Genomic DNA, 24,350 nt, shown 5'->3' on the forward strand with positions numbered 1-24,350 from the left:
ACCATTTCTGCTAAATTCTTTAGTGTTATAGAGCAGGTAAGGAGATTTCTTAGTCTTCACTATACAAATATTTAGCTAGAAGCATAGATATATATACTTCAAAAATAGTTTTTTAAGCTACATTTTTAAAGAGCTGTTATACAGCCACATTGCCACTCCATTTACCACATTTATCGCCAAAAAAGCCTATAGTAGTATTGCTGCCAAGTATTTTTACTACCTCACATCTATTAGGACAGCCTTCGCATTCAAAGCTCTTAGAGTTAAAGTTTGTATCTGCTAAGTCAAACCCTTTGAAATTAGTTAACTTGCCTGTCTTTTCTAATTTTTCTTTTGCTAAAATAGCGGAGCCTATTGCCCCCATAACTTTATAGTTTGGAGGAATTGTAACTTCGCATCCTAGTGCGTTTTCAAAGGCCACCTTCATACCTATGTTAGCGGCTACACCTCCTTGAAAAAATATCTCCGATTTAATTTCTTTTCCCTTTGCTACATTATTAAGATAATTTCTTACTAAAGCTTCACAGAGACCTCGAATTATATCTTTATCACTATATCCTAATTGTTGCTTATGTATCATATCTGATTCAGCAAAAACGGCGCATCTGCCAGCGATTCTTACTGGATTTGTAGATTTTAATGCGTAGTCGCCAAAGTCTTCTATAGGTATTTCAAGTCTTTCTGCCTGCCTATCTAAGAATGATCCTGTACCGGCAGCACATACGGTGTTCATAGCAAAATCTGTAACTATTCCTTCTTCTAATAAGATAATCTTGGAGTCTTGACCTCCAATTTCTATAATAGTTCTTACTGTCTTTTGTGTATTTAGAGCTGCAACAGCGTGAGCAGTAATTTCATTTTTTACTACATCAGCGCCAATTATGGTAGAGCATATTTGACGGCCGCTTCCGGTAGTTCCCACTGCTATTATTTCATCATTTTTATATTTATCTTTTAATATTTTAAAACCTTCTTGAATTGCATTTATTGGTCTGCCTTTTGTTCTTAAATATAAGGACTCCACTACCTTCATATCCTTATCTAATAACACAATATCAGTACTGACAGAACCAACATCAACTCCCATATAGTACATTGTCTTTTCTCCTTTCAAGTAAGTCTAAAAAAGCTTCTATTCTGGTTATGTATCCAGCTTCCCCAGTCATTTCATCTACAACTAAAGTTAGTATGGGAAAGTCTTTGTCTCTTGATATTGATGGCAATATAGACTTGCATACAATTTCAGGCATACAGCCCATAGGGAATATTTGAATTGCTCCATCAAAGCCTTTTTCTTGAGCTAAAACCGCTTCTCCTATACACTCTCTAGCATGACCTCCAATATAAAGCGGTAGATAATCCTTAGATGCTCTTCTAATATCTAAAGACTGCATTTTTATGGTGGATAAGGTTGTATTCTTAAACCACCAACTAGGGGAAAGATGCCTTTTAGATGAAACACCGTAATCCATAAGCTTATCTTCTATATATAGGTTAGAGAAGGGTTCGATTATAGTATATATTTCACCTATAATAGCTATTTTAATCGGGTCCTTCTTCTTGTCTATTTCTATATCATTAAGAAGTTTTTCATAGTTTTTAAAATGATTTATCATAGCAGCTGGATTACTATAACTAAATGCCTCGCTTTTACATCTATTTAATAATCTTTTGCAATCTCCCTTATTTACCTCATATCCAGCAAGAAATCTTGCCTTTTCCTCTATTTTATCTATTAAATTAATGACCTTAATTGCGTTATGTAGTACTTGAAATTTTTCTACAGAAGACTTTTGGCTTCTAGAGGTAATTTTTTCTATTCTGTTAAATAACTCCTTGATTCCAATATCCTTTGGTTGATCTAAAACTATAAAGTCTAAATTATGACCTAATCTTTTCAATATATTCATCTGTAGTTCGCAGTATTCGCCAAATCTACAAGGGCCGCAACTGCCAACAATTAAAATAGTATCTGCACCTTGTTCTATACTTTTTACGTAGTTACCTATCATTATTTTGAAGGGAAGACACATTTCTTCTGGCGAATAAAGGGAACCGGTTTCTAAAGCCTCTTTATTACTTGCAGGAGGTATTATGTAGTCTACACCAAGACCATCGAATATGGCTTTTGCAGCAAAACAGGTATTTCCAAGGTGAGGAAAGGTTATTTTCATGTTATCCACATCTCCTTTCTAACATATCTGCAAAGGCCTCTAGTCTTGTATCAAAGCCAGCTTCTCCGGTATGTTCATCTATTTTTAAAATTAAAACCGGAAAACTTCCTAATCTGTCTTTTATTAATTCAATTACAACAGAATCTATGCCACAGGCAAAGGAAGACATATACACCAATCCGTCGATTTTCCTATTTTCTGCAAGATAGGTAGAGAAACCATAAGAGTTTTTAGCAAAAGTCCAAAAGGGTCTCTTAAATAAATCTTTAACTTGATTTCTTATAATACAACTGTCGATATTCTCTTCTGTTATTACTCCTATACCTAATTTGTTTAACTTTTTAACTACATTCATATTTGTAAAATTATCATAGATATTATAGGGATGACCAACTAAGGCTACATTTAAGTTGTATCCATTATCCCTTATACCACATTTGTAATTTTTTTGTGCGTCAATTGCAGATCTATAGGCCTTTTCAATAGTTGTAAGATTTTTTGTAAATAATTTTCCTGTAGTTTTAACCCATTTTTTTAATTCTTTTTCTGTGGAAGCGTATATGGGATAGATAATTGCTTTAGGCATATCCGATATGCTATTTAGTACCATTTCAGGTAAACCACAAAACTTAGGACATATAAATTCTCTTGTGTCTAATTGCATTATCCTGGGAATAAATATAATATCACATTTATCCTTAATTGAAGCAACATGTCCGTGAAAAACCTTAACAGGAAGGCAAGCTTCATCTACGGAATGCTTAACACCTATATCTAATATTTCTTTATTGGTATCTGGAGATGTAATTATCTCTGCACCTAATTCGGTGAAAAAGGTTTCAAAGAAGGGATAGTATTTGTAATATAGTAATCCTTTAGGTATTCCGACTTTCATTAAAAAATCTCCTTTAGCTAATGTAAAATAATTTATAACCACATTAGTATATTTTACCTTGTTATCAAAAAATTATTCAAAACATCAGTTAGTAATATTATAACTGTATTGTATTTATTAACCATATGGATTTTGTTGAAAAATTACGCTGTAAAAACTTTATAACATAGAGAAATGCGATTGAGCTTTTTTTGTTGATAAAATTTATGAATAAAACGGGATTTGAAAATGTTAATAAAAGTAATTTTTGCTACTAAATATCTACAAGCCCCTTCTGTTTAGGGGATAAGAGGGGATGATTACAGAGCAGTTATAGATTTATATGTAATTTAAAAGAGAATTTATACCGTATTGTTATATAGCAGCAAGTTAACTTATCCTTTTAAATTTTATTTATGTAATTGATAATATTCTCAATTGAAACTTTATACAAAGATAGTAGTAGATGACTAGTATAAATATATAATATAATTATACTTACAGGACACATATTGCCTTAAGGACTATTTTAATAGGAATTCAAATACAATCCTATTTGTTTATATATAAATAACTTATAAGTACTAATAATATACATATAACTAAATCTTATTAATCTAAATAAATCATATATAAACTTATATTCGCTAAATACACATTTCTTAAACTTCGCGTATTGTAATCCGCGAACGAATATAGTATAATGAAATCAAGGCTTGAGGCATATTAAGGAGGTTTTTTATGACTAGAGGTAGAACCATAACATTTAGGTATAAACATTTTAAGTACGATGATAACATTAACAAGATGTTATCTATTAGCCTAACCCCTAAAGATGAAGAAAGATTAATTAAAATATATAATAATTACGAATCCTTAGGTGTTCGTCGTGGTTACGAGTATATAATAAAAGATTTATATATTTTGTTAGAAAAATACTCCGTTAGCACCACAGATATAGCTAAAATTTATGATGTTGGAATTCGTACTGTTCAGATATGGTTAAAAGAATTAGGATTAAATAGAACGTTAAAGGAAGCTCAACAAATTGCAGTAACAAAAAGAGATTATAAAACTGTCAAATCCCCTTCTAAAGGAACTGCAACATCCAAAATAGAGGTAAAGGATAAGGCGAGGAATTATATCACGGTAGAGCTAAATAGATTGCTAGTGGAGAGATTTAACAATTATGAAGTAATAGTCGGAATAGACGCCTTAGGAGTTATAAACTCTAAAAGAGCTATTCCTATAATAGTAGCTAAAAATACTGTGTTTAAGAAATTTTTAATTGACTTTGTAGAACTTGAAGGTAATGAGGAGGAACTAGACAAAACCAAAAGAGTTACAGCAGAAAAGATGGGTTATAAATTGTTGTTAGTAAAGCACCAAAATCTTAATGATGAAAAAGAGATAAATCATGAATTGATGAATTTATTTAATGAAATAACTAGTGAATTGGAAGGGATATAATAATATGAAATATGATATTAAAGGAATAAGAAATAATGACTTACCGGAACAGGTAACAAACTTTTTAAATTATTTAGAAACAATAAAAGGTAAATCTGAAAATACATTAAAGGCCTACAAGGTTGATTTGACTATGTTTTTTAGATTTATAAAAATGTATAAAGGAATACCCTATGATGATAATCTAGATTTTGAGGAGATACCTATATATGATATAGACGAATATGTTATAAGAAAATTAAAACTATCGGATTTATATGCTTTTTTATCCTTTACAGAGAAATACAGATCTAATAGTGCCTACGCCAGAGCTAGAAAGGTAGCTACTTTAAAGTCTTTCTTTAAATTTTTAAGCGGCAAGGCTAAGATTATAGATGAAAACCCTGCTATAGATTTAGAGTCTCCTAAGATAAGCAAGAGAAATCCTACATACTTAACTTTAGATGAAAGTAAATCTCTCTTAAAGGCTATTGAGGGCAAAAATAAAGAAAGAGACTACTGTATGATAACTCTATTTTTAAACTGCGGCCTTAGACTGTCTGAGTTATGTGGAATTAATATTTCTAATATTAAAAAGGACATTTTGACAGTTGTAGGAAAAGGAAATAAGGAACGAACGGTTTATTTAAATAATGCCTGTATAAAAGCCATAGATAACTACCTTATAGTTCGTCATAAAAACATAGATAAGATAATAGATAAAGACGCACTTTTTATTAGCAAAAACAACACAAGAATCAGTAAAAGATCAGTAGAAGTCATGCTAAAGAAATATCTTAGTGCTGCTGGATTAGATACAGATAAGTATACTCCTCATAAGCTTCGACACACTGCTGCTACACTTATGTATAAGTATGGAAATGTAGATATAAGAAGCCTCCAACAAATACTAGGTCATGAGAATGTATCTACAACACAAATTTATACCCATGTTGATGACGAAAAGTTGAGACAAGCTGTAAATTCTAACCCTTTAAGTGATGAAAATACAGATTAAAAATAAAGCTTCAACTATAGATGTTACCTATAGTTGAAGCTTTATCAAAGTTACTTTCTAAAATCTTTTTCTGTTTTAAATCTAAGCACTCCAGGAAACTCCTCGTAAGTTAACTCGCTTAATCTTCCGTCATCTTCTAGAATTTCGCTTAAGCCTTCAACGTCATCAATGAAAACTAAATTTTCATCAATATCATCTGTATCGTCATAGGTATACTCATCATAATCACTGTTAACATAATCATCATCTATGTAGGCAGTTTCCTCTGCATCATCAGAAACCTCTCCCCTACCACTTTCAGAGTCCCCTTCAGAAAATTGATAATGATTTTCACTTGTAATTTTTGAATTACTATCATTAGTTATTTCTTTTTCGTATTCTTTAACTTCTTCTTCATCTTCTATAATTTCATCGATCTTAATAGATTTTATATCATAACCTTCTAGCTGCATGCACTTGCCACAGTTATTACACTTCTTACTCCTATTTAGATCACAAATTTCGCATTCACCACAGTTATCACATTTCTTACTTGCTTTAAAAATACAATAATCTCTATTCATAGCTGCTCCCTTTCTAGCTTAATAACTCTTAACATATTATCTTTTTTCTTTTACTAGAATCACTTGAATTTAGTCCTAATAAGAAAAAATTAAAAGTCTAAATACTATTATACATAATAAATTTATAATTCCCAAGGGTTTTGTTAATTTTTTTCTACAATTAAAGTTGCATTTTCAAGATGTAAGTTATAATAGAACATAAGTTTGATATTTGTTCTTTTATATGGTATAATTTTAATAATTAACATAGAGAGGTGTTTTATATGGCTGAACACAAAAATACTAAACAAATGGAAATTTATGAGTTCATAAAAAATCAAATTAGAGACAAGGGTTACCCTCCTTCAGTTAGAGAAATATGCGCAGCTGTAGGCTTAAAGTCTACTTCTACAGTCCATGGACATCTAGAAAGATTAGAAAAAAAAGGTCTGATAAGGAAGGACCCTACCAAACCAAGAACTATAGAAGTAATTGAAAACTCATTAAATAAAAAGGAAATGATAAATGTTCCCATAATCGGTACAATTACAGCAGGACTTCCTATTTTGGCAGTAGAGAATATCGAAGGTACTTTTCCTTTAGCAGTAGATTATATAAGAAGTAATAAAGATCTTTTTATACTAAAGGTAAGCGGAGAAAGTATGATTGATGCTGGTATTCTAGACGGGGATTTTTCTATAATTGAGAAAGTAAACTCTGCTGATAACGGAGATATAGTTGTGGCTTTAATAGAGAATGAGGCTACCCTTAAAAGATTTTTTAAAGAAGAAAATTATATAAGACTTCAACCAGAAAACAAAACTATGTCTCCTATTATAGTAGATAATTGCGAAATAGTAGGAAAGCTAGTAGGAGTATATAGACAGTATTAATTTAACTACTAAAAAACTAAAAGAGGTGAAGATATAGAAAAGAATTAAAACTATCTATGTCTTCACCTCTTTTAGACAAGTATTTACTAATGTAGCCCCTTTAGAAATAAAAATTTATTTATCTCTTCATTATTTATTACTTAAATTATATCCATCAAACTCACTATTGTATAGTTTTTGATAATGCTATTAAGATTCCTATTTTTGCATGGTCAAAGGTAAGTCCTCCTTGTAGATATGCAATATAAGGTTCTCTTATAGGCGCATCTGCAGATAACTCTATTGAAGCACCTTGAACAAAGGCTCCTGCAGCCATTATTACCTGATCTGTATAACCAGGCATATCCCAAGGTTCACACTGAACAAAGGAATCAATTGGGGAACCTAGCTGTATTCCCTTACAAAAGTTAATTAGTTTCTCTTTATCATTGAACTTAATAGCTTGAATTATATCACTTCTTTTATCCGTATATGATGGAAGTACCTCAAAACCTGCAAGTTCCATTATTCTGGCACAGAATAATGCCCCTTTTACTGCTTCAATAGCTACATGAGGAGCAAAAAATAAACCTTGATACAAGAGTCTCATAACTCCAAAGGTAGAGCCGCATTCTCCTCCTATTCCCGGTACAGTTAACCTGTAAGAAGCTTGAGTAACATACTCTTCTTTACCTGCTATATATCCCCCTGTTGGTGCTATTCCTCCACCAATATTTTTAATCAAGGAACCGGCTACTAGATCTGCTCCAACATCTGTAGGCTCCATTGTATCTATGAATTCACCATAACAGTTATCAACAAAGCAAATTATTTCCGACTTAATATTTTTTACAAAGTCTATTATTTCTTTAATTTCAGATATTAGTAAAGACTTTCTCCAGCCGTATCCAGTAGATCTTTGAATATGCACTAACTTTATGCTAGCATCTTTTTCTAGTTCTCCTTTTATTTTGTCGAAGTTTATATTGCCTTCAGGGGTTAGGTCTACCTGCTTATAGTTTACTCCATATTCCTTTAAAGAACCTATATTTTTCTTATCGCTTATTCCTATTACATTATGTAAAGTATCATAGGGTGTTCCGCAAACAGATATCATAGTATCCCCTGGTCTTAGGTTACCAAATAAGGCTGTTCCTAAGGCATGAGTACCATTTACAAAATGAGGTCTTACAAGAGCGCTTTCACAATTAAATATTCTTGCATATACCTTATCTAAGGCATCTCTTCCTATATCCCCATATCCGTAACCAGAAGAATTGGTAAAATGAGAATCACTTATTCTTTCTTCTTGAAAAGCGTTTAAAACCTTTAGTTGGTTATATTCTCTTATTTCATCATATGCTGCAAATTCACCCTTCACATCTTCTAAAGCTTGTTCATAAAGATTGATTACCTTTTCATTTATTCCATAAGCTTTTTCTAGATATTCTTTTGTTAAATTAATCATTTTATAGACCTCCAGTCAACCAAGTATTTATTTTATAAGAATTGGATTAATATATGAATATAACCCAGATTTGCTTTAAACTTTATGCCATTGATTATAATAACACATAAAAAAAGAATAGGCAATTATTCGCCTATTCTTATACTTCTCCCTCAGGAGCATTATTGAATAATACTGGTTTTAAAGGTGTTATAGTGGAGATTGCATGTTTATATATCATCATCTGTTTGCCATCACAATCAAGAACTACTGTAAAGCTATCAAAGCCCTTAACATTACCTTTAATTTGGAAGCCATTAGTTAAGTGTATAGTAACTGGCGTTTTGCCTTTTCTCGCCCCATTTAGAAATATATCCTGTAAATTGTTGGCTGTTTTGCTCATATACCTCACCCTCCGCAGTTTTTATTTTATAGTATTCTATAAATATTATAAAATTCCTTTTAATTTTTATAAAAAATTTATCTATTTTATAAATCTAATTAAAATTCGTCCATAAACCCCTATAGAAAAGCTATAAATCTATTGGATTATAAAAATTAATAACTTTTCTCTTTAATAAGGTTAAATTTACTTATTATGCTGTCTACAATATCATCATCACTATTAAACTTATCCTTATCAACCCAAGTAACTCTATCATCCTTTCTAAACCAAGTTAGTTGTCTTTTAGCATAATTTCTGCTTCCTTTTTTAATTAGATAAATAGCTTCATCTAAGGATATTTGGCCATCTAAGTAATATAATATTTCCTTATAACCTATTCCCTTCATAGATTGCATATCAGCAGTGTATCCCATAGATTTTAGTTTTACAACTTCATCTATAAGTCCTCTATCCATCATTATGTCTACTCTTTTATTTATTCTTTCATATAACTTCTCTCTATCCATTGTTAGGACAAAGTAATGAACTCTATAAGGTATATTAAAAATATCATTATTGGCATTATAATGAGAAATAGTTTTCCCTGTAAGTTTAAAAACCTCCAAAGCTCTAATAACTCTCTTTAAATCATTTGGATACAACCTTTCAAAAGATTCAGGGTCTATGTCTTTTAATAAGTTATGAACGTATTCTTTTCCCTTACTTTTAGCTATATCTTGAAGATAAGATCTATATTCTTCGTCATTCTCTGCTTCGGTAAAGTCATAATTATATATAAGTGAATTAATATATAGTCCTGTACCTCCTACTAGCATAGGAAGTCTTTCTCTATTATTAATATCTTCAATAATTTCTCTAGCCATTTTTTTATACTCAGATACATTAAAAGTTTCATGAGGCTCCACTATATCAATCAAATGATGGGGTATCCCTTTCATTTCAGCGTTAGTTATTTTAGCAGAACCTATATCCATATATTTATATATTTGCATGGAATCTGCTGATATTATTTCGCCTTTTAATTTTTCAGCTAATTTAATAGATATATCAGTTTTTCCCACAGCGGTAGGCCCTGCAAGTATAAATAAGTCTATCATAATATCCCCCTTTTACTACTGTATTCTCTTGAATTTTTTTTCTAGTTCATTTAAAGTAAATTTAATTATAGTCGGTCTTCCATGAGGACAGGTAAAAGGATCATCAATATATCTTAAGTCTTCAATCAATGACTTCATTTCAATTATTGAAAGGTTATCATTTGCCTTTACTGCAGACTTACAGGCACGTTTAGCTATAGTATTATATTTTACCTCCCAAGTTTCTCCAGATCCTAGATTTTTTAGATTTTCCAATAAATTTGTAAATAAATTCTTTACATCTGGCTTTCCCAGTATAAGAGGTACTTCCCTTATACTAATTGTATTATCGCCAAAAATATTAATATCAAATCCAACTTTTGTAAAAGTCTCATTGTTTTCTTTAAATATATCAAAGTCTTCTGGTGAGAGTTCCATAACCATTGGGGTCATTAGAACCTGGGAGATAACATTATTTTCTTTAATGCTTTTTTTATATTTTTCAAATAAAATTTTTTCATGTGCTGCGTGCTGATCTATAAGATATAAGTTATCCATAAATTCTGCCAAGATATAAGTACTATGAAACTGTCCTATAACTTTTAGCGACGGAAATTTAGCTGTTTTATCCTCACTAGGTATTATGTGTTTTCCTGCAGACTCTATTTCCTTTGTATCTTCCGGCACAGTTTTGTATTCTTCATTAGGGCAATCTGCCGATTCTTTAAGTATATGTTTATTTAAATAGTCCTTTTGAACTAAATTTTCACTAGTATGTATATCTTCCGCAGTATTATAGGGAATATTAGTAATCTCACAACTTTTAGTATTGCCATATTCTACACTTTTATAATCACTTTCACTGAAAGAATTTAAGTCAATGGGAAGTTGAATTCTTTGCATTTCAGTCTTATCTTCTTCCTTTTTTAAGGTAATACTTTCTTCTTCTACAGGTATGCTGAAGGAATCCTTTAAGTAATTACGTAAAGCTTCATGAATGGCATTAAAAGTAAGTTTAAAAATCTCTCTGTCATCTCTAAATTTAACTTCAGATTTAGTAGGATGAACATTTATATCTGTATACTCTGGAAAAATGTCCAAAAAAACTATAAAAAAAGGAAACTTATTAACAGTTAAAAAAGATTTAAATGCATTTTCTACTGCAGCAGTAATAAGTTTATTTTTTATATATCTTTTATTTACAAATATACTTTGATTATTTCTGCTTCCTCTGCTTATTTCAGAGTTTCCGATGTATCCATGAACGGAAGCAATATCACTGTGACCTTCAAAGGCTATTATATTTTCTGCTACTGTTTTACCATATACGCTTCTGATAACATCTAATAATTTACCTGTGCCATAGGTATTAAGAGTCTTCTTGTTATTATTTAAAAGCTTAAAAGACACCTCCGGATTAGCCAAAGCAAGTCTGTTCAAAATGTCTGATATATAAGCAGCTTCTCTGCTGGAGGATTTCAAAAATTTTAGCCTTGCAGGAACATTATAAAATAAATCCCTTACTTCTATAGTAGTCCCTACATTAGAGCCAGCCTCCCTAATGTAATCTGTTTTTCCGCCACTTATAGATATTTCCTTACCATAGTCAAATTCTTCAATTCTACTTTTTAACACTGTATTAGATACCGCTGCAATACTTGCTAAGGCCTCTCCACGGAATCCCATAGTGTTTATGTTATAGACGTCATCTATATTGCTTATCTTACTGGTGGCGTGGGGCATAAAGGCCTTTTCAACGTCATCGGGATGAATTCCTTCTCCGTCGTCAATAATCTTTATGCTTTTTTGACCTCCTTCTATAATCTCTACAGTAATATTTTTAGCATGAGAATCTATACTATTTTCTACTAGTTCTTTTACTACAGAGTAAGGACGTTCAACAACTTCACCAGCTGCTATTTTATTTGAAGTTTCAATACCCAGTACATTTATTCTCTTTTTCAAAGTATCACCTCCTAAACAAGTTAATAGCGAAGATTAGAAACGTAAATTTGTTCCTAATCTTTAACTATTAATCAATAACTCTTAAAGTGTTTTTGCTCTTTTTATTAATTCATAAAGTTTATTGAATCCATCCATAGGAGTCATGTTTAATATATCAATGTTTGTAATTTCCTTTATAAGGTTTTCCTTTTCAATATCGCCAAAATCCATCTGTAACGATAAATTTGTATCTGCTGCTTTTTTCTTTTCTTCAAAATTAATATCTAAAGACATTAGTTTTTCTTTATTTATTAAGTTATCTTTCTTTACTTGGTCTAAAGATATCGATTGGGAATCTTCTAATTTATCTAGTGCTATTTCCTTTTCTTTTGAATCTTCTTGCTCATTGACACTTATAGCTGCATCTTTATTTAAATATAAATCACAATTGTTATCCTCTTTGGTTATAGGTGTATTAGTCTTTGTGAATTGGTCAATGTTAATATCATTTGCTCTTTCGTTTTCTATTCTATTTAAAATATCCTTAGCCCTTCTTATTACTTCATCTGGTAATCCAGCAAGCTTTGCAACCTCTATACCATAGGATTGATCCGCTCCCCCTCTTATAATTTTACGTAGGAAAACTATATCACTTCCTATTTCTTTTACAGATACAGAGTAGTTTTTAACCCCTTCTAGGATCCCTTCCAACTTTGTCAGTTCGTGATAATGGGTTGCAAAGAGGGTTTTACACTTAAGTCTTTTATTATTGCATATATACTCTACAACAGACCAAGCGATACTTAAACCATCATAAGTACTAGTTCCTCTTCCTACTTCGTCTAATAGAATTAAACTTTTATTAGTGGCGTTTTTCAATATATTTGATACTTCCCACATTTCTACCATAAAAGTACTTTTACCAGAAGCTAAATCGTCAGAAGCCCCTATTCTTGTAAATATTTTATCACATACTGAAATCTTTGCAGCTTTAGCTGGTACAAAGCTTCCTATTTGTGCCATAATAACAATTAAAGCTACCTGCCTCATATAAGTAGATTTACCTGCCATATTAGGGCCGGTTATAACTAATAATTGCTCATCTGATGTGTTTATATTTATATTATTAGAAACAAAACTCCCTGATGGGATAATCTTTTCCACTACAGGATGTCTTCCCTCTTCTATACAAACCTCTTCATTATTTGTTATTTTAGGCTTACAATAATTATTTTCTAAAGCTATAACAGCTAAGGAACTTAGACAGTCTAATTCAGCTATAGTTTTTGCAGTTTTTTGCATTCTGTCAACGTGTTTTTCAACTTCTTCCCTTACCTGAACAAAAATATCATACTCTAAATTTATTAGTTTCTCTTCCGCACCTAATATCTTTTCTTCCATTTCCTTCAATTCAGGAGTAATAAATCTTTCCGCATTGGCTAAAGTTTGCTTTCTTATATATCTTCCCTCTGGTATAGAATTTAGATTAGACTTGGTTATTTCAATATAGTAACCAAATATCTTATTATATCCCACCTTAAGGGACTTTATGCCAGTTATTTCTCTTTCGCTATTCTCTAGAGAAGCAATCCACTCTTTTCCGTGGGCTTTAGCAATTTTAAACTCATCTACTTCTTTATTATAGCCTTCTTTTATTATGTTTCCTTCTTTTACAGATATAGAAGGACTTTCTAATATAGCTTCATCAAGGAGTTTATATATATCTTGCAGCTCATCTAGATTTTCATACATATCTGCCATCAAGCCGCTTTGAAAAAAACCTAAAATATTTTTCACATACGGAATTTTTTCAATGGAGTTTTTAAGAAATATTAGTTCTTTAGCATTAACACTTTTAGAGGATATCTTTCCAACTAACCTTTCTATGTCGTATATTTCTTTTAAAGCATCTTTTAGATCCTCATGAATAGACATATTGCTTAGAATTTCTTCTACCGAATCTAACCTCTTTTGTATTGAGGTTTTATCTATCAGCGGCTGCTCTATCCACTTTCTTAGCTGTCTTCCGCCCATAGCTGTATTAGTCTTATCCATAACCCATAAAAGAGATCCTTTTTTACTCTTTTCCCTTAGGCTCTCAGTAAGTTCTAAATTTCTTCTAGAGTTACTATCTATGCTTAAGTAGTCTACTATACTATAATAATTAAACTCATTGATATGATTTAGAGAAGTCTTTTGAGTTTCCATTACATATTTTAAAAGTCCACCACAGCACTTTAATAAAATTGCACTATACTCATTAGTTTTTACATTAGCAAATTGCTTAGTTATTACTTCTTCAGCTTTTGCTAGGAAAAATTCTTCCCCTAATCTAGAAAAGGTAACTTGAATTCTTTCCTTTATACTTTCAATTATCTCATCATCAAGATTTTCTTGAATTAGAATCTCCTTTGGAGAATACTTAGATATTTCATCTAATACAACAGACAAATCAAAAGAAGTTTCTGTGCAATTAAAATCTCCTGTGGAAACATCTGCAAAGCATAAAGCAGTCATGTTTTTTTCTTTTTCCATATATAAGCTCATTATATAATTATTCTTATTTTCCTCTAGAAAAGATGAATCTGTATAGGTTCCTGGAGTAATAACTTTTACAATGCCTCTTCTAACTATTCCTTTTGAAGCACTAGGATCTTCTAATTGCTCACAAATGGCAATCTTATAACCTTTATTAACTAATCTACTTATATAAGAATTAGCTGCATGAAAGGGAATTCCACACATAGGCGCCCTTTTGTCTAACCCGCACTCTCTTCCTGTAAGTACAAGCTCCAGTTCCTTTGAGGCTATTTCTGCATCTTCAAAAAACATTTCATAAAAGTCACCTAGTCTAAAAAATAATATACAATCTCTGCAGTCCTCTTTTACTTCTAAATACTGCTGCATCATTGGAGTTAAAGCCACTTTTATACCTCCTTAAAAATTAATTGGGAATGAGAATTTTCCATTCCCGATTCCCAATTATCTTAAACCTGTTCTCCTATTAATGAAAATGAATTAGCTTTTGTTATCTTAACATTTACTAATTTGCCAATGTTGCTTCCATCGCCGGCAAAGTTTACAAGCTTTCCAGTTCTAGTTCTACCCATTAATTTTGTCTCATCGTTTTTACTTAGTCCTTCTATTAAAACTTCTTCTATTCTACCCTCGTATTCTTTGTTCTTCTTAGCAGCAGAACCGTTGATTACTTCTACTAATCTATTAAATCTATCATGCTTTACAGCATCGTCAATTTGATCTTCCATTTCGTCAGCTGGAGTACCTTTTCTTCTGGAGTAAATAAAGGTAAAGGCTGAATCGTATTGAACTTCCCTAGCAAGGCTAAGAGTTTCTTCAAAATCTTCATCTGTTTCTCCAGGGAAACCAACTATAATATCAGTACTTATTGCTACATTAGGAATAGCTTTTTTTATCCTTTGAACTAAGTCTAGGTACTGTTCCTTTGTATAGCTTCTATTCATTTTCTTTAATAATCTTGTTGAACCAGATTGAACAGGAAGATGTATATATTCACATAAAGTTTTACACTCTGCTATTGCATCTATTACATCCTGTGTTAAGTCCTTAGGGTGAGAAGTCATAAACTTAACTCTTTCTAATCCTTCAATCTTGTCTATTTCTCTTAAGAGTTCTGCAAAAGTAATTTTTGGATCTAAATCTTTACCATAGGAGTTAACATTTTGACCAAGTAATGTAATTTCCTTATACCCTTTTGCTATTAGATCCTCTATTTCCTTTTTAATGTCCTCCAATTTTCTGCTTCTTTCTCTACCTCTTACATAAGGTACGATACAATAAGTACAGAAATTGTTACATCCATACATTATAGTAACAAAAGCTTTTACATCACTTTCTCTATCTATTGGAAGACCTTCAACTATTCCATCTTCCTTATCCTGCACTTCAACTACTGATTTTCCCTCTTGTTTAACCCTATTTAGATATTCTGGAAACTTATAAGCATTATGAGTTCCAAATACTATATCTACAAAAGGAAATTTCTTAACTATAGCTTCAGCCATACCTTCTTGCTGCATCATGCATCCACATACTGCAATAATAAGGTCAGGATTCTTTTCTTTTTGCTTTTTTAGCGCTCCTAAGTTTCCGTATACCTTTAATTCAGCATTTTCCCTCACGCAGCAGGTATTAAAAATTATTAAGTCTGCAAATTCTTTTACTGTAGTTCTTTTATAACCTGTCTTTCTCAACATCCCAGATAGCTTTTCTGAATCTTCTTCATTCATTTGGCAACCGTATGTAGAAATAAAGAAGGTTTTGTCAGTGGCTTTTTTAATTTCTTTTAGTCCTTTTAATTGCATATATTAATCCTCCAATTTTATCAATGTTTCAACAAATAATTGTATTATATCATATCAATTAATTAATTACAAAGAGGGATTATAGTGCTTAATCTCTCTTTACTTTTTAATTCTTATCTCTTACCCTTCCATATATAATGATTTACCTTCTATTCCATAGAGCAGCCGCATTTCTAATTCTTTAAAATCATAATTTCTTTGGGTAAAATTATTGAAGGTACTAACAGCATGAGCCTTTATATTTTTTAAATTCAGTCTGTTTTCATCTTTAAAAACAGACTTATAATTTTCTAAAACCCATTTGGTATATGCAAAAACATTCTTTACACTCTTTTGAGATACTGCATATCCATGTCCTTTAATAATTTTCACTATATCATTACAAGCTAATTTTAAAAGTTCTTTAGACTCCTCTTTATCGAATCCTGTAGTATTAGATATCACTTCAATATCCTTTGATGCATCTGGTGCTTTTTCGGTTTCCTCTTTAACTATATTAGGATTTTCAATTGCCGCTGGTGTTAAGTCCTCTTTTTCATCAACAATAACTTCATCAATATCTATTTGACCTTCTATTGGAGCATTTCCGTCACTATCTATATGTTTAGTCTTACTTTCTTCTACTGGAGCAGTAATCTCTGCTTTATCTTCAACCAAATCAGTTTTCACACTATATACATACTCATATCTTCCTTTGTTTCTTGTCTTAGATTCCACAAGTACACATTTGTCCTTAAGCTCTTTCCATACTCTCCTAAAGGCAGTTTCACCATAGCCACTAATGGATTTTATGTAGTCTCTCTTTATAGAAAAATTCTTTATAGTTGATAAGTATTGTAACTTAGCATAAAGTCCTATTGCTTCCAAAGATAGATTTGCATCAAAAATTATTGAATTATTTATTTTGGTAAATCCTTTAGTAGCCATGTTATAATCTCCTTTCGATATATTGTTCCTGTTGTTTTATTGTTTTGTTGTTAAATATAGTATATCATTTATGTTGTTATGTTGTCAACAACATAAAGTTTAAAAATAACAATAGCCAAGGTTTATTTACCTTGGCTATTGTTATTACGTTTTTCAAGCACCAGTTTTAATCCCTCTTCAATCAAATCGTTTATTTTACATTCTTCATTTAGTGCTAATAACTTTATGGACTTTATTAATTTTTCATCAATAGTTGTGTTTATAGCTTTTCTCGCCATATCTATACCTCCGTTCAACTTTATACCTTTATTATATCATATTTGTTGTTATGTTGATATACGTTTTTGTTGTTATCTATAAAATTATTTTTGTCAAAACAACCGTTTATTATTTTATAATATATCTTTTAGGTATAGATAGTTGTTGTATAAGTGTATTCTTAATATAAAGTCTTATTTAACTATAGTCTTATTATATATGTGTGTTTCCCACCTGTGGTGTTATCAGCATATGAAACTCCTAAAAAAGCTGTTAACCACATGATTGAATTGAACATGTAGTTTTGGCTATGTGCATTTTACAGCCGACATAAGTACAAGAGGTTTTACCCTATAGTAATACCATAAAGCAAAACCTCTTGTACTTATGCCGGAATATAAACTATTTTATTATGCCATGTCTTACTGCCCACCAGTATCCCTCTGAAAGGTCATCTTGTCTTTCCTTACTAGCATATTTCCATGCCACAAATAAAAATAAAAAATACATCATACTACCAGCTCCTTTATTATAAGTATGATGTATTTTCCATATTTTTATAACTCTACTTTCTTTATTTTTTTATTTCTTTCTCTGGACCTTTATCATTTCCGCTGACCTGATTTTTAGCGTAGTTTAATATCTGATTAATTGAGCTTTCTGGAACCTTATAAAGCTTACTCATGGCTTTTATAGTTTCTCTTAGCACTTCCCTCTGACTTTGCAGCTCCTTTATTTGTTTATATAAAACTCTATTGTCTTTTAATGCTTCTTTATCCTTTCTGTCCGACACTTCCATAATATCTTTGTAAAAGTGAAGGGTCTTTTGAAGTTCGATGACTTTCTTCTCTATTAAGTCATTGTTTAAAGCTTTTGCACACACACTTTTTATATCTTTAGTATCTATTTTTTTATTCATTAATGTATAATACTGGCTTATCTTTACATGAGTTGCTTTACTGCCTTTTATTCCTCTAATTAATCCTAAATCTTTCATACTGCTTCCGTAACTGTCCTGTAACGCACTCATTCTTTGTTTATTACCAAAGAATCTTTTATTAGCTAACTTATAACACTTATGCTTTTCGTCATAAACTCTAGGACAAAATAATATATTTAAGTGTAATGTTCTTTCGTCCTCGTGGCTGGATATATAGAGAATTCTATCTTCTCCAAATGTCCTATTCAGCCACTGGACGTTTTTATTTATCCACCTTTCTTTTTCTCCCGCTGGCATCTTCTCAAAGTATTCATGACTTGCTGTTAAAAGCATAGAAGTAGCTAATACACTATTCTTACGGACCTTAACATTTTTAAGGTATTCCTGCAGGTCTTTAGTTATATTACTGCTACCTTTAATGATTTTGTTAAACTTTGCCCTTTTAGGATCTGCATTTAATACTTCTTCTTTTCTTTCCATGTGCTTTTCGAAAGTTTCTACCCCTGCCAAATTATGATATCTAGCTCCAACTCTAAAAATACAGTAATGCTTATTTCCTCTTACATGAGCCGCAGTTATATCTTTTTGTTTTAACTGCTCCGGTTTCTTGTCTAATAGCTTTACATCATCTTCAAGAAAGTCAAATTTAATCATTCTTCATCACCTACAGCAGCATCTAAAAGCTTATCTAAATCTTCGTACTTACTTAAAGTATTTAAGGTTTCTTCCTCCTTATGCTTTAGTAATTCCTGTAGCTGAGCCTTTAATATGTCATTCTCTTGCACTACCTTTATATAAGCCTTCTGTAATTCCTCATAATTCTCTTTTAGAGTAAAATATTTAATTTTGAGTTCCTGCATCTTTTGTTCCTGTTCTTTTTTAGCTTCCAGCTCTATATCCTTAACCATGATTTTAAATTCATCTGTAGATATTTTTACTTTCTTATCAAACATAATTTCCCCTCCGAATGAATTATTGAATTTGAAACTTTCACTTTCTCATCCTTTGTGGGACAACCTTTGAAAAAGGTCTAGTAAGTTAGTCTTTTAAAAAAGAGAATAAAGTTAGAATAAAAATTAAAAGTTTGACTAAGCTAACTTTCATGAAACTTTTCAAAACCTTTCTGGAAATTCTTCTGGGTAGACATACGTTGAGTAACTTTCATTTTCATAATAGATATTCAGATAATCTTTTACTGGTGCTAAATTATGAGCTATAATCAGCATCTCATTTATTTTAAGCTCTCTAATATTGCTTTCAGCGAACATTTTTTCTTTAGTTGCGGAATAGCTTATACTTGTATTATTCCCGCTTCTTGATGTGCTTTTCTTTTTAACATCTACATAGCCGCACAGTTCACTGGCATAGCTTAATGTAGATGTCTCTGATATGGATGGGAGAATACACTTTGTCTTTAGGTTATTTAGAATTGTTAATCCGTTATCTCTTCCGTATAGCTGGAATAGCTGGCTAATACTTTGTAAGCATACTAGGAAGCTTAATTCCCTGCTTCTACTTACCGCCACAGTATTATGAAAATTTAATATCTGTCCAGTAGCAGTGGCAAATTCATCAAACATAAAGTACACTGGTAAACTTTCTTCTGAATAGTTCTCTATAAGATGGGTTATCATTTGACTGTAAAATATACTTAGAAATGGACTTAAGTAATTCGCTTTCTGGTCATTATAGCTTACATATAAAGCTATAGGTTTTTCTCTTAACTCTTCTGGGGTAAATTCTGTTTCACTGGTTAACTTCTCAATATTTTTATCAAGGAATATCTGCAGATTAGTAGCTAAAGTAACTTTAATACTAGATGCAGTTTTGGGACTTTCTAGCGATGTTTTAAAGATATTATATTGTTCCTTTATATCTTCTTTACAATTTGAAAATAACAGGTCAATTTCTTCTGTAGAGTGGTTTATTATGAGTCTTAAAGCCTCGGTTATAGTGTTCATAGGTCTGCCTTTTCCCTTGCAGTAAAGCATACTAGCAACTAATAAAGGTAATGCCATGTTTATCCATGTACTGTCATTTCCTCCGCTCTTTCCGCTGCTTAATTCTATTGCCTTAACCCCATTTATTAATAAGGTTTGTGATAGTTCTCTCACTTCTGTTAAATCTTTAGCCTGTTCTAAAGGATTGTACTTCCATGAGTGCATATGATCAAGCGGACTAAATAGTATAGGCTCTCTTCCTATGCTTCTTTGATAATTGGCAGTATCTCTGTAAAGTTCTCCTTTAGCATCTAAAATAATTATGCTGCCTTTTATGCAGTCACTTAATAAATTAGGATAAAATAAGCTAGTAGTTTTCCTACTTCCAGTAGCTCCAACCACTAAAATATTTTCAAAACACTTCTTCTCTGATAGCTGCATATTCTTACTTATTCTTATTCCGTCTGCTCCTTTAATATCTTTTAACTTGTTGCTCTTACCTACTACAGGCTTTTTGGTGATTATTGAATGGTTATCTAAATAAACATTTAAAAAAGTTGCTCCTACGCCTAAAGCCCCGATCACCTTTCCATAAAATAAAGTTGAACCTAGCATATTTACACGCTCCTTTTAAATTAGTTAAATTCTCTATTATTCTTCTTTTGTTTCTTCTCTAAATATCTGGAGTAAAACTCTATTGCATCTTTGATGTAATCTGACTTTTCTTCTTTTTCCATAACCAGTAAATAAAGCTTCATATCTCTAGTTGTTTTCTTAAAACTTACATCAATTCGTGGCACTTTCTCCCTCCCCTTTCCTGTACTTCTAATAACAATATATGTATACATTACAGAAAAGTTGCATAATTTTAAAAACATTTTTGTAATTTTACAAATAAAATTTATAAAAATAAAAAGCACCTATTTCTCAGGCACTTTATAAATAACTTCTTCTATTCTCTTTCCTGTTTTTAAACATATTTGTAATAGATTTTCCCCACTTGGTTGAACTCTATTTTTCTCATATCTGTTATAAAGCCATCTGTCTATTTCTAAAAAATCCGCGAACTCTTGTTGAGTTTTATATCTAAGTTCTAATCTAATATCTAAAAGTCTGTTTTGAATAGCCATACACATCACCTCTAAATAATATATTCAAGAAATAAGTGTTTTTTCCTTTTATATGTAAATAAAAAAACCCCCCGAGCCTAAGCCCGAGGTTTAAATTATTTTCCTATAAATTGCAAAACTGCCTTTATTGTCTCATATCTGTCAGTACCTTTTATAATTTTCTTAGTGTAGCTAGTAAACTCCCCGCTCCCTACTGCATACACATTTTCTACTACACTATAGTCAAATGGTGTTGAATTTGATATTATAGGGCACTGTAAATAGTCTGCCAAATACTCTGCAGCTCTCTTATCAACTTCATTGCTATAAACTACTATATTTTTCACTTTTTCATTTTCCTCCTTTAAAACATTAGTATTTTGTCCTGTTAGTCCCTTAACTATAGCATTAGCTATATCTTCCGCATTATATCTCGCCATATCCTCATTAGAGTCTACGAAACAACACTCTACCAACATGGCAGGCATATTAGTATGTCTAATAACTGCTAACTTTGAGCCATCCTTAACACCTCTATTTCTATATCCTAAAGAACATATATTGTTAAGAATAGTTTTTACCTCCGGTAATTCTTTAGCGTTCATGGTGTAAATTTCGGTGCCAAATCCTCCAGGAGTGGCATTAAAATGAATAGATACAAATATACCTGCTCCACTATTATTTGCTGTGTTATACCTATAGTATAGAGAATCATTTATACTTGAAGCCTTATTACAAGTACAGTTAACTACTTTATATCCTAATGCCTTTAGTTTAGCAATAACCCTGTTGCCTACTTCTCTAGTAAGTAGACTTTCCTCTTTAATTGCACTAGTTCCATAGTCAGATCCTGAAAGCGTATGTCCCATGTCTATTGCAATAACAGTATTTAAACTTAGCATTTTCTACTCCTCCCTTATCTCTTTCTTATTACCTTCTTTAAGTTGCAGCAATACTTCTTTGAGTTTTTCTGGCACCGGTAATCCTAATGCAGCACTATTTTCTATTATAGATATACCCTCGTTAGCTATGTAAAAATATGCTACTAGAGTCCTAAACACCCATGTACCGGTATTAGAAAGCCTGTCTAAACTTACAGCAACTATAAGAACTACAAATATTACTGCCTTTCTAGCCAAGCCTTTAAAACCTACATCACTTGACAGCTCCTTATTGATTGCACCTCTTAGCAGTCCAGTACAATAATCTAACACCATAAATACTATAAGTATCTGCAAGGCTGTGTCCCATGCTCCAAATAACCATGTAAGATAAGTTCCCGTTCCAGCAATAATTGAATTAAATACTTCTTTTTTATCCATTGTATACCTCCGTTTTAAAAAAATAAAAAGAACCCGGTATGAACCAAGTCCTATTGAAACTTTTTATATTCATGCTTTATATTTTCTTCTGAAATTTCACTATACACAAGTGTAGTTTCTGGAGAATCGTGGCCCATCAATTTTTGTAAAATAACCAGCGGCATCCCTGAGTTTAGCTTATGGGTAGCAAAACTATGACGAAATAGATGTGGATAAATAGATTTATCAAACCCCGCTCTAATTGCTATATTATTTATTTCCCGCTCTACGCTTCTACTGCCCATACGTTGATGAGGATATTTACCGGTTACAAACAAGGCTGGACATTCATCTTTTCTTGCAGATAAATATTTTTGTAACAGAATTTTTGCTTTTATACTAAAATATATTTTTCTCTCCTTATTGCCCTTGCCTATAACATTCAGCGACATTTCATACCAATTTATTTTGTCCTTATTTACACCTATAACCTCTGAAAGTCTAGCTCCAGAAGATACTAAAAATTCTATTAAAGCTTTTTCTCTATCTGTTTTACACGCCTGTCTTAGAAGTTCTATCTCTTCTTCCGTGAGTGCGTGTCTTAGCCTCTTAGGTTCTTTGGTATGTTTAATTTTTTTAGTAGGATCCTTTGGTATATATTCTTCATTACTTAACCAACCAAAGAAGCTTTTTAGAGTAGAGATATGTGTATTGGTAGTTGTACCTTTTAGGTTCTTGCATCTTACTGCTAAATACATCCTGATGTCCATGGTTGTTACAGTTGCAATAGGTTTTCTGATGAAATTAGCAAAGGACATAAGATTTAACTCATAGCTATCTAAAGTCTTTCGACTTAATCCATCAAGCTTTTTTACTGCCAAGTATATCTGTATTTTTTCTTCAATATCACTTGCTACTAAAGCAGTTTCCTTTGAAAGAACATCATAACCATAGAAAGCCTCTTCGAGTATTCTTCTTAGCTTCAATTGGTCCAGTTCCGGGAATTCTAATGAAATCTTACCAATACATTTTATGATAAGTTCATCATTGCAATTCATAAAATTTTCGTCCTCCTTGAATAACCAAGGGGATATCTGTCCATAATTAGAATGATATCTCCTTAGAGGTATTTTGGGAGAATAGTGATTAGTTTGCGAGGCTGAACACTATTCTCTTTCTTATTCATAGGATTTCCAAATTTATGAATTATATGTGCATTTTAAGAACATATTTTCCCGTTATACTTGTACATTCAGCTTTCTAAATTAATACAACCAAGGTTTCTATTGTGAAGTAAGTTGTGCTTCTACTTCATCTCTGTACTCTTGTATTTTTATATCTTCCAGCTTAAACGCCTCTCCGGTTTGAGGATTAATCTTACCACTTTTTATTCTATCTACTAGCCAATTAACATATTCTTGATTTATCATCTATATTACCCCCTGTGCTATCATTAGTTGATTTTGCAGTTCTTCTATCTGTTGCTCTGGTGTTAATGTTGATGGGTTTAAATCAAATTCTAAAAATTTGTTTTCTACATCAGTTACGGTTATAGAATTTAATCCATCCTTTAGTCTTAAAAACTCATCTGCATACTTACCATATTCTAAGTCTATCATAACTAAATTATTTACATCTGGTCTTGGTAAAACATCTCCAGACATTTCTCCAAAGTCGTGTAATATTCTATTAGTTGATTTATCTATTAACAATCTTCTTCCTATATTCAC

24 protein-coding genes and 1 pseudogene are annotated in these 24,350 nt (G+C 31.4%); 3 read left to right on the forward strand and 22 right to left on the reverse strand.

The window, feature by feature from the left end; all coding sequences use genetic code 11:
• Positions 1-136 precede the first annotated feature (136 nt).
• The 3 genes from N4T77_RS02495 to N4T77_RS02505 are packed head-to-tail and all read right to left on the reverse strand — an operon-like array spanning position 137 to position 3,069.
• Complete coding sequence (locus N4T77_RS02495) at positions 137-1,096, reverse strand: acyl-CoA dehydratase activase (protein ID WP_261670154.1); 960 nt, start codon at positions 1,094-1,096, stop codon at positions 137-139.
• Entirely contained in the window at positions 1,077-2,174 is a 1,098-nt protein-coding gene (locus N4T77_RS02500) for a 2-hydroxyglutaryl-CoA dehydratase (RefSeq protein ID WP_261670155.1), read from the reverse strand. Before N4T77_RS02500 ends, N4T77_RS02495 begins: the two co-directional genes overlap by 20 nt.
• A 1-nt stretch (position 2,175) precedes the next feature.
• Positions 2,176-3,069 carry an acyl-CoA dehydratase activase-related protein gene (locus N4T77_RS02505; protein WP_261670156.1) on the reverse strand — a complete coding sequence of 298 codons (894 nt, stop codon included), beginning with the start codon at positions 3,067-3,069 and terminating at the stop codon, positions 2,176-2,178.
• 720 nt (positions 3,070-3,789) lie between these two features.
• Here N4T77_RS02505 and N4T77_RS02510 point away from each other — a divergent pair.
• Entirely contained in the window at positions 3,790-4,518 is a 729-nt protein-coding gene (locus N4T77_RS02510; RefSeq protein WP_261670157.1) for a hypothetical protein, read from the forward strand.
• 4 nt (positions 4,519-4,522) lie between these two features.
• Positions 4,523-5,515, forward strand: coding sequence for a tyrosine recombinase XerC (locus tag N4T77_RS02515; protein WP_261670158.1), 993 nt, complete (start codon positions 4,523-4,525; stop codon positions 5,513-5,515).
• Between the two features lie 50 nt (positions 5,516-5,565).
• On the opposite strand, the gene N4T77_RS02520 is transcribed toward N4T77_RS02515, so the two are convergent.
• Positions 5,566-6,078 (reverse strand): hypothetical protein, encoded by a 513-nt coding sequence (locus N4T77_RS02520; RefSeq protein WP_261670159.1) that lies wholly within the window; start codon positions 6,076-6,078, stop codon positions 5,566-5,568.
• A gap of 263 nt (positions 6,079-6,341) precedes the next feature.
• On the opposite strand from N4T77_RS02520, the gene lexA reads away from it, so the two are divergent.
• Positions 6,342-6,950: a transcriptional repressor LexA gene (gene lexA / locus N4T77_RS02525; protein WP_261670160.1), complete on the forward strand. Its 609-nt coding sequence runs from the start codon at positions 6,342-6,344 to the stop codon at positions 6,948-6,950.
• Between the two features lie 163 nt (positions 6,951-7,113).
• Here lexA and N4T77_RS02530 read toward each other — a convergent pair whose 3' ends face one another.
• From N4T77_RS02530 to N4T77_RS02615, 18 genes and pseudogenes are all read right to left on the reverse strand, one after another.
• A complete protein-coding gene (locus N4T77_RS02530) occupies positions 7,114-8,397 on the reverse strand; it encodes a methionine gamma-lyase family protein (RefSeq protein WP_261670161.1) in 1,284 nt (427 codons plus the stop codon).
• Between the two features lie 139 nt (positions 8,398-8,536).
• A complete protein-coding gene (gene hfq, locus N4T77_RS02535) occupies positions 8,537-8,779 on the reverse strand; it encodes an RNA chaperone Hfq (protein ID WP_261670162.1) in 243 nt (80 codons plus the stop codon).
• Between the two features lie 155 nt (positions 8,780-8,934).
• Positions 8,935-9,879, reverse strand: a complete 945-nt coding sequence (gene miaA / locus N4T77_RS02540) for a tRNA (adenosine(37)-N6)-dimethylallyltransferase MiaA (protein ID WP_261670163.1) — start codon at positions 9,877-9,879, stop codon at positions 8,935-8,937.
• A gap of 15 nt (positions 9,880-9,894) precedes the next feature.
• Positions 9,895-11,823, reverse strand: coding sequence for a DNA mismatch repair endonuclease MutL (mutL, locus tag N4T77_RS02545; RefSeq protein ID WP_261670164.1), 1,929 nt, complete (start codon positions 11,821-11,823; stop codon positions 9,895-9,897).
• A gap of 447 nt (positions 11,824-12,270) precedes the next feature.
• A pseudogene (gene mutS / locus N4T77_RS02550) lies at positions 12,271-14,727 on the reverse strand (DNA mismatch repair protein MutS); the annotation flags it as partial.
• 62 nt (positions 14,728-14,789) lie between these two features.
• Positions 14,790-16,145, reverse strand: a complete 1,356-nt coding sequence (gene miaB, locus N4T77_RS02555) for a tRNA (N6-isopentenyl adenosine(37)-C2)-methylthiotransferase MiaB (protein ID WP_261670166.1) — start codon at positions 16,143-16,145, stop codon at positions 14,790-14,792.
• A 120-nt stretch (positions 16,146-16,265) separates the two neighbouring features.
• Complete coding sequence (locus N4T77_RS02560) at positions 16,266-17,072, reverse strand: hypothetical protein (protein WP_261670167.1); 807 nt, start codon at positions 17,070-17,072, stop codon at positions 16,266-16,268.
• 122 nt (positions 17,073-17,194) lie between these two features.
• Positions 17,195-17,350 carry a hypothetical protein gene (locus tag N4T77_RS02565; RefSeq protein WP_261670168.1) on the reverse strand — a complete coding sequence of 52 codons (156 nt, stop codon included), beginning with the start codon at positions 17,348-17,350 and terminating at the stop codon, positions 17,195-17,197.
• 554 nt (positions 17,351-17,904) lie between these two features.
• Positions 17,905-18,924, reverse strand: coding sequence for a MobV family relaxase (gene mobV, locus N4T77_RS02570; RefSeq protein ID WP_261670169.1), 1,020 nt, complete (start codon positions 18,922-18,924; stop codon positions 17,905-17,907).
• Positions 18,921-19,223 (reverse strand): hypothetical protein, encoded by a 303-nt coding sequence (locus N4T77_RS02575; protein ID WP_261670170.1) that lies wholly within the window; start codon positions 19,221-19,223, stop codon positions 18,921-18,923. The genes mobV and N4T77_RS02575 overlap by 4 nt, the downstream gene beginning before the upstream one ends.
• Before the next feature lie 159 nt (positions 19,224-19,382).
• Positions 19,383-20,825, reverse strand: a complete 1,443-nt coding sequence (locus N4T77_RS02580) for a type IV secretory system conjugative DNA transfer family protein (protein WP_261670171.1) — start codon at positions 20,823-20,825, stop codon at positions 19,383-19,385.
• Positions 20,826-20,845: 20 nt separating this feature from the next.
• On the reverse strand, positions 20,846-21,010 hold the full coding sequence (locus N4T77_RS02585; protein ID WP_261670172.1) for a hypothetical protein: 165 nt from the start codon (positions 21,008-21,010) through the stop codon (positions 20,846-20,848).
• A 120-nt stretch (positions 21,011-21,130) separates the two neighbouring features.
• Entirely contained in the window at positions 21,131-21,340 is a 210-nt protein-coding gene (locus tag N4T77_RS02590; RefSeq protein WP_261670173.1) for a helix-turn-helix transcriptional regulator, read from the reverse strand.
• A gap of 95 nt (positions 21,341-21,435) precedes the next feature.
• A complete protein-coding gene (locus N4T77_RS02595; protein WP_261670174.1) occupies positions 21,436-22,221 on the reverse strand; it encodes an N-acetylmuramoyl-L-alanine amidase in 786 nt (261 codons plus the stop codon).
• Positions 22,222-22,224: 3 nt separating this feature from the next.
• Positions 22,225-22,641, reverse strand: a complete 417-nt coding sequence (locus tag N4T77_RS02600; RefSeq protein ID WP_261670175.1) for a holin family protein — start codon at positions 22,639-22,641, stop codon at positions 22,225-22,227.
• 50 nt (positions 22,642-22,691) lie between these two features.
• Positions 22,692-23,678, reverse strand: coding sequence for a tyrosine-type recombinase/integrase (locus tag N4T77_RS02605; RefSeq protein ID WP_261670176.1), 987 nt, complete (start codon positions 23,676-23,678; stop codon positions 22,692-22,694).
• A 225-nt stretch (positions 23,679-23,903) separates the two neighbouring features.
• Positions 23,904-24,050, reverse strand: coding sequence for a hypothetical protein (locus N4T77_RS02610; protein ID WP_261670177.1), 147 nt, complete (start codon positions 24,048-24,050; stop codon positions 23,904-23,906).
• Entirely contained in the window at positions 24,051-24,350 is a 300-nt protein-coding gene (locus N4T77_RS02615; protein WP_261670178.1) for a hypothetical protein, read from the reverse strand.

The sequence above is a fragment of the Clostridium sp. CX1 genome (assembly GCF_025398335.1).
Lineage (GTDB): Bacteria > Bacillota > Clostridia > Clostridiales > Clostridiaceae > Clostridium_AM > Clostridium_AM tanneri.